The organism is Zarconia navalis LEGE 11467, assembly GCF_015207075.1.
GTDB classification, from domain to species: domain Bacteria; phylum Cyanobacteriota; class Cyanobacteriia; order Cyanobacteriales; family Geitlerinemataceae; genus Zarconia; species Zarconia navalis.
Genome location: NZ_JADEXN010000314.1, coordinates 1 through 6,426 on the forward strand (window position 1 = coordinate 1; position 6,426 = coordinate 6,426).

Below are 6,426 nucleotides of genomic sequence, written 5' to 3' on the forward strand. Positions count from 1 at the left end.
GTCGTAGTCGAGGGCGTGATGAATCTGGGCGTCGGCAGTGGCGGGATCGTCTAGAGTGGCAGCGTAGAGAGTGACTTCTTCGTACACCCGTCTTTGGGTATCGAAGGTTTTTACTTTATGATGCAGCAAATCCCGTTCCTGCCGTTCTCGAACGCCGGGACTGCCGCTGAGAATCACGAGGGGTGATTTCTCCGCATAAGCCCCAGCAACGGCATTCACCATATTCAGCCCACCAACGCTGTAGGTGACGACAGCTAAGCCCAGTCCTCGGATGCGGGAGTAGGCATCGGCGGCAAACCCAACGCAGGGTTCGTGGGTCATCACAACGGGTTCGATCGGACTGTCGGCAAGGGCATCGTAAAGGGTGAGGGCGAAGTCGCCGGGAATACCGAAGGCGTGTCGTACGCCTTGTTGGTGCAGGAGTTGGAAGATGTGGGGAGCGAGTTGGGGCATGATTTTGACCTCTTAGGTATGGTGTCGAGAAACCATTGCGATGGCGAAACTGCTGTGTGTCGGGTCGGTTGAGGGTAACAACACCGAATTGCGATCGAGGTTGCACGCCACTGTCCTCCCGTGGCGATCCAAACCCAGCGGGGTAGGGCACGGGGGCGCTACCCCTACCTATCGCGCATCAATGTGGTGAACGACTATTGCGATGGCGAAACTATTGCGATCGCACATCGCCGATTAAGCACGGTGGGTTGCCACCACCTGCCAGCCTTGACTAATTAACTTTTGAAAGGTGGCATATCCTTTTGATGCGCCAGCTACTTCGATATCGGGAACGGCGTATTCGGGAAAAGCAGTATAAGGCTGCCACGGACGATGGGGATCGGTTCGCAAGTGCAGAATCTTTCGACCGTTCTCATTTTTTAGGGGCAACCAAGATATTTGTTTAACCATAAAAGCCTCCTGGAAATTGCAAGCGGAGGTGCTATTTCCGGTGGGTGGGAGTTCATCAAAGCGAATGTAACGTTCGACTCCTCAAAATCGATCGATTCAACCGATCGATATCAATTCAAACAAGGTAGCAAGCTTAGAAATTAGTCGATCGGTATATTCTATATCACCGTTCTCAAATGTGTGAGGTACACCCGGATAATATTCTCCGTTTCCCATTTCCTAAAATTTAGAACTCCGTACCTCATAAACTTGGGAATGGCTATAGACCGATGATGTAAGACCGTAACGGCTCGGAAGTAACTGAGATTGCGTCGTTGTCCTTCCTTTCCACGATCGTGTGATACCTATTTACTTTTTTTATATTTGCTGAATTATCGCTCTGAAAAGAATATTCTGGCGACTTATACTAGATTTCTAGTAGATCTCTGCTAGGTCTAGAACATTGGTGGAAGACACTCTTTAATAGAAATATTTACCACAGTATTTTCCTACGGTAAATGCTGCAATGGGTTCTAGTGTTTAGGAAAGCGAGAAAATATACAGGATATCTAAAACAAGAGTCGAAGAGGAAAAGTCAGATTTTTTGACCTCGATCGCATACAAGCGCACCTATAATCTGCTTTTCCTCGATTGTCTATAAGTAGCAGTCTTTGAACATCTGTTTGGCAAAGTTATCTTTTACCATCATTTGTCGAAATGCTTCGAGTAAGAAATCTCGAGCTTGTTCTGCTGATAATTTCTCGATACTTTGCTGTAAAATTCGCAACTGAAATTGTTGCTCGAGGGTAAGCTGTCCTGAACTTTCCATGAGTAGGATCCTTAAAATAGATACAATTTATTAGAGCGATCGGTTGTTTGGGTTAGAAGTCGAGAGTCTCGGCAAACAAAGCAATTAGCAGAGTTTGTGAACTGACTAAACTTTAACGAATTGTTCGATCTAAATCGTTTTTTCATCTCGAGAAAAATTATTGCAGTCATTAATGACGCTTTCTCTCAAATTTTTTTTGAGTTAATCCTTTATGCTATCTCGAGCTTTAAAACAAATTTAGAGTGTGTAGCGTCTCATATAAATTACCTCGCGAAAAATACAATAGCTTTTTAGAATGTAACTTTAGTATAACAAATTATTTTTACGAGAATGCGATCTCCTATTTTCTCGGTCAAAAGTGCCTATCTTACAAGCTTTTTACGTTTCAAAAGAAATTGAAAAGGGGTGAAAAACCAACTAAATATTCGGAAAACCGAACATTTTTCAAGACCGATCGTTTGTTGGGATTGAGTTTTGAGTAAGGATTCAGATTCGATCTTAAATACTGCCGAATGGGCAGGGGTGGGTATGAAGTTGAGTTTTTCAACAAGTTTTCTAAAATACTGCGACACCCGCCCGTATCTCGCTTTCGTTCGCGGCTGATACTTGAATGCTTACCGTTTTAAAACTAGATTTTTGCAGGATTAGAAGACAAATTTTAAGAAGTGACATTCTTTGGTATCGACCGATATTAGGGAATGCTCTTCTCGGTTCATAAAATGGCTTGACGATGGGCGGAGATGGAAGAAAAGAGGAACTTTTAGCTTGAAAAAAGAGAAAAAGGAAAAGACTAGAAATCTAGGATCTAAGATTTTTCATTCCCAAGAGTTTCTGACTTTAGGAAAAAACAGCGATCGAGAGTGAGGTTTGAGGCGATAAAATCCAAAAAGAACATTAGCTCGTACTTTGTGCGATCTCTCTTTTCCAGCACGATCGAAAATAGCCAATCTTACCATTGCAGAAGTCTCTCAGGAAAAGGTAGCAAGATGAAAACCATCGTCATTACCGGTAGCAGCCGGGGATTAGGATACGGACTTGCCGATGCATTTCTCGATCGGGGTTGTTCCGTTACCATTTGCGGACGAACGGCGGATACCTTGGAAATAGCGGAACGCAACCTCGTTGCAAAGTACGATCGCGATCGAATCCTCGCCTTTGCTGGTGACGTTCGCAATTTCGACGACGTAGGAAGATTGTGGGATGAGGCGATCGATCGGTTTGGCAAAATCGATATCTGGATTAACAACGCCGGGATTGCCAACCCCCGCGTTCCGGTGTGGGAACAAACCCCCGATCGCATTGCTGCCGTGGTGGAAACCAATCTCATCGGCACGATGTACGGCGCGAAAGTTGCAATTTCCCGAATGCTCGAACAAGGGTACGGCGCGGTATACAATCTAGAAGGTGCAGGCAGTGGCGGTGACAAAATCCGGTATTTGACCCTCTACGGAACCACCAAATACGGCATCCGCTACCTTACCGAGTCCCTGGTGCGAGAAACCCAAGGCACGCCGATCGTTGTTGGGGCGCTAAGTCCGGGTATCGTCGTTACCGACTTACTTTCAGGACAGTACGATCTCGACGATCCGGCACAGGCGCGAGATTGGGAACAGACCAAACGCCTGCTGAACCTCCTTGCCGATCGGGTGGAAACCGTTGCCCCTTGGCTGGTCGATCGCATCCTTACCAATACTAAAACGGGCGATCGCATCGCGTGGCTGACTCCCTCAAAAGCGATCGGGCGTTTGCTCGTTTCCCCCTTTCGCCAGCGAGACGTGTTTGGCGATTAGAGGTATGAATGTGAATTCAATGGAAGACGATCGGTTAGTAATATGACTGTGCGATCTGAACCATGTTACTATTTTTCATTTTTTAAGAGCCTTAAATTTTTTTGAGAGTCAGAGTATGCTCTCGACCATTTACCTCTATATTTAGATCGATCTTTTCACCATAATGTTTAGAGATAGCATTAATGAAACCTTGAGCTAATCCACACATTCCTCGATGAGAGATAAACTTGATAATCAACTCATTTTCGGAAATACGTTCGGGTTTTAATGCCGGTGGAAAAGCACCCATCTCTTCACGAGCGTATTTATGCATGATACTCTCTGTTTCTTCGACAAAATCCAGTGTTTTCCAGCCCGAATTTATCATTGGCTGAATATTATCGAGTAACCCTGGTGTTAGATTAACGCCCAAAGCTGAAAGAATCGCTTGACGATCCATCGAAAGTTGAGATACTGAAGCTTGAAGAAGGTTTTCAAAAAGGGAATCATTGTAGTACTCTTCACCTTCAAAGTCACTTTCTAGATAACCCGCCTTCTCTAAAATGACCTTGTAATCCTGTTTGGAGTGACATTCAACAATATAGTTTTTCAAATCGGCGTGCAAAACACGATGCATGATTTATCTCCCGATACATATAGGACGATTGTAGATCTCCCGAGGGATACAAGATATCGGTTGGGTTGAAGTACGAACCTCAAGAACTGTAACAGATCGCGTTATCATCCAACACGCCTGAATTCTGACAGCGAACGAACAGAAAAAAGTACGGTCGATCGAAGGGTCGAAAACCACTGAATTTCCAGAGAACATCGCCAGATATCTTCACAAAAACGATCGCCTCAAGTTCTCAGAAACTAGGGAAATCCGAACTTCCCGTCGTGGAAGTGCCCCCATGAAATTCCCCCGCTCCCCGGTAAAATAAAGAAAGATGCACGAAAATGTGTGGGATGTCACCCAGGTCAAAATCCTGTTGGTAAATAAGCCGTACAAGCAAAATCGTACGAGCATCTTGCTGGTGATGGGAATAAGACACTCTCGCTTATACCCTTCAATTCAAAGTTGACACCAGTCATCGGATATCCCAAATCTCTGAGAGACACTCAACGCACTCCCAACCAAACTAGGGGATATTTTTATGGCTGGGAAATTGCAGCGACCGATACTCGTCGGCGGAATTGGCTTATCGGCGATGCTGGCACTGTGGGAAGGCCTCGATCGCACCACGGGAGATAGGGGCGAATGGGGCATCCTCGGGGCGATCGCCGTGGGGACTGGGGCGTGGTTGCTACGTCCTCGCGCCCCCGAACTGGATCTGAGTCCGATCCCCATCGTCGTCGATCGCACCGCCGTTGACAAGGCAATCGCCAAAACCCAAGCCACCCTCGATGGGTTCGTCGCCGAAACGGATAAATTAGAGACCCCTCATCCCGAAGCCACGGCTTCCATCTTCACGTTCGCCGAAGCCCTCGATCGTCTAAAATCCAGCCTCGATCGCACGGAGATGCAAATTGCCGTGGTGGGGGGCAAATCCACCGGCAAAACCAGTGTGGGCAAAGTATTAGAGTCCGCCTGGGAAAAGGGCGAACTCAAATGCAAGTTTGTAGAAACTCCCTTTGGCAGCGAAGAAACGACATCTTTACCGACAGATTTGAATGCCGATTTAGTCCTGTTTTTAGTGACCGGCGATATCACAGCCCCGGAATTTCAAGCTATCGAACAACTTAGGGCAGCCGGATATAAAACCCTTCTGGTGTGGAACAAGGAAGACCAATGTCCCACAGACGATCGCGCTGGACTTTTGCAACAACTTCAGTCTCGGATGCAGGGACTTGTGGATGCCGAAAATGTCGTGGCGATCGCTGCATCCCCCGCGCCGGTGAAAGTGCGCAAGCATCAAGCCGATGAGTCCGTCAAAGAACGTCTCGAAGCCCAAACCCCCCAAATAGAACCCCTCACCCAACGCCTGGAATCGATTCTGGTGGGGCAAGAGATGCAGAAATTAGTGTTTGCAAGCACCCTACGGCAAGCCAAAGCATTGCAAGGGAACATCAAACAGCAACTCAACCAACTGCGGCGCGATCGGGCATTGCCGATTATGACTCAATATCAGTGGATTGCCGCCGCTGCTGCCCTCGCCAACCCCGTTCCCGCCCTCGATTTGCTCGCCACTGGGGCCGTCAGCGGTCAGTTGGTGATGGATTTGGGGGAAATTTACCAACAGAAATTTTCCCTGGAACAAGCCAAAGTCACTGCCGCCAGTTTGGGGGGTTTGATGGTGAAATTGGGACTGGTGGAACTGTCGACCCAAACCATTAGCGCCATGCTGAAAACTAACGCGGTGACGTACCTCGCCGGTGGGGCAGTACAAGGCATCAGTGCCGCCTATTTGACGCGCATCGTCGGGTTGAGTTTAATCGAATACTTCCAACAGCAGGATGTTGCTATCGATGGGGAGAAGGGATTGAACTTGGAGAAGTTAACCCAAATTGTCCAGGGTGTGTTCCAGGAAAACCAGCGTACGGCTTTCGTGCGATCGTTCGTTACTCAAGCCCTCGATCGATTGTCGCCGAAGTTGAAGCCAAACCCGAATAGCGAGATTGCCGCAAGTCATTAAAGTTCGATGGTTGGGCTGGGTTTCCAGCCCAGACACAGATGGTTCGAGTCGAGCTAAAAATAAGCTCTCGCGATATCCTGACAATATACCTTCTGGCAATCCCGTTCTTCGCAATACATCTATGAGTTTCATTTTGGCTTGGCTGAGTACGCTCCTTGTCTCCTTCTTCTCCGGGTTCGGTGCGGTTTCGCCTCCGGCGCAAGTTCCCCCCACCCCCATTACCCAAGCGCAGCTAACCCAGTTAGAGGAACTGAGCACTCAGGCAATCCGAGCCATGAAAGGTGGCAATTTTGGGGAAGCGGAAGCGTAT

7 protein-coding genes are annotated in these 6,426 nt (G+C 47.6%); 3 read left to right on the forward strand and 4 right to left on the reverse strand.

Annotation, left to right across the window (positions count from 1 at the left end; translation table 11 throughout):
• From IQ235_RS15615 to IQ235_RS15625, 3 genes are all read right to left on the reverse strand, one after another.
• On the reverse strand, nt 1-453 hold a 453-nt coding region (locus IQ235_RS15615; protein ID WP_264322366.1), incomplete at its 3' end, for a thiamine pyrophosphate-binding protein.
• A 234-nt stretch (nt 454-687) separates the two neighbouring features.
• Nucleotides 688-903, reverse strand: coding sequence for a hypothetical protein (locus tag IQ235_RS15620; RefSeq protein WP_264322367.1), 216 nt, complete (start codon nt 901-903; stop codon nt 688-690).
• A 634-nt stretch (nt 904-1,537) separates the two neighbouring features.
• Entirely contained in the window at nt 1,538-1,711 is a 174-nt protein-coding gene (locus tag IQ235_RS15625) for an NblA/ycf18 family protein (RefSeq protein WP_264322368.1), read from the reverse strand.
• A 986-nt stretch (nt 1,712-2,697) separates the two neighbouring features.
• On the opposite strand from IQ235_RS15625, the gene IQ235_RS15630 reads away from it, so the two are divergent.
• Nucleotides 2,698-3,501 (forward strand): SDR family NAD(P)-dependent oxidoreductase, encoded by an 804-nt coding sequence (locus tag IQ235_RS15630; RefSeq protein WP_264322369.1) that lies wholly within the window; start codon nt 2,698-2,700, stop codon nt 3,499-3,501.
• A 91-nt stretch (nt 3,502-3,592) separates the two neighbouring features.
• On the opposite strand, the gene IQ235_RS15635 is transcribed toward IQ235_RS15630, so the two are convergent.
• Complete coding sequence (locus IQ235_RS15635; RefSeq protein ID WP_264322370.1) at nt 3,593-4,117, reverse strand: heme NO-binding domain-containing protein; 525 nt, start codon at nt 4,115-4,117, stop codon at nt 3,593-3,595.
• Nucleotides 4,118-4,637: 520 nt separating this feature from the next.
• On the opposite strand from IQ235_RS15635, the gene IQ235_RS15640 reads away from it, so the two are divergent.
• Together IQ235_RS15640 and IQ235_RS15645 are read left to right on the forward strand one after the other, a co-directional pair.
• Complete coding sequence (locus IQ235_RS15640) at nt 4,638-6,116, forward strand: slr1306 family protein (protein WP_264322371.1); 1,479 nt, start codon at nt 4,638-4,640, stop codon at nt 6,114-6,116.
• Between the two features lie 121 nt (nt 6,117-6,237).
• The coding region (locus IQ235_RS15645; protein WP_264322372.1) for a hypothetical protein at nt 6,238-6,426 on the forward strand (189 nt) is incomplete at its 3' end.

Coding starts and splice junctions, on each gene's coding strand:
- IQ235_RS15620 (WP_264322367.1), bottom strand. CDS start 903: ATGGTTAAACAAATATCTTGGTTGCCCCTAAAAAATGAGAACGGTCGA.
- IQ235_RS15625 (WP_264322368.1), bottom strand. CDS start 1,711: ATGGAAAGTTCAGGACAGCTTACCCTCGAGCAACAATTTCAGTTGCGA.
- IQ235_RS15630 (WP_264322369.1), top strand. CDS start 2,698: ATGAAAACCATCGTCATTACCGGTAGCAGCCGGGGATTAGGATACGGA.
- IQ235_RS15635 (WP_264322370.1), bottom strand. CDS start 4,117: ATGCATCGTGTTTTGCACGCCGATTTGAAAAACTATATTGTTGAATGT.
- IQ235_RS15640 (WP_264322371.1), top strand. CDS start 4,638: ATGGCTGGGAAATTGCAGCGACCGATACTCGTCGGCGGAATTGGCTTA.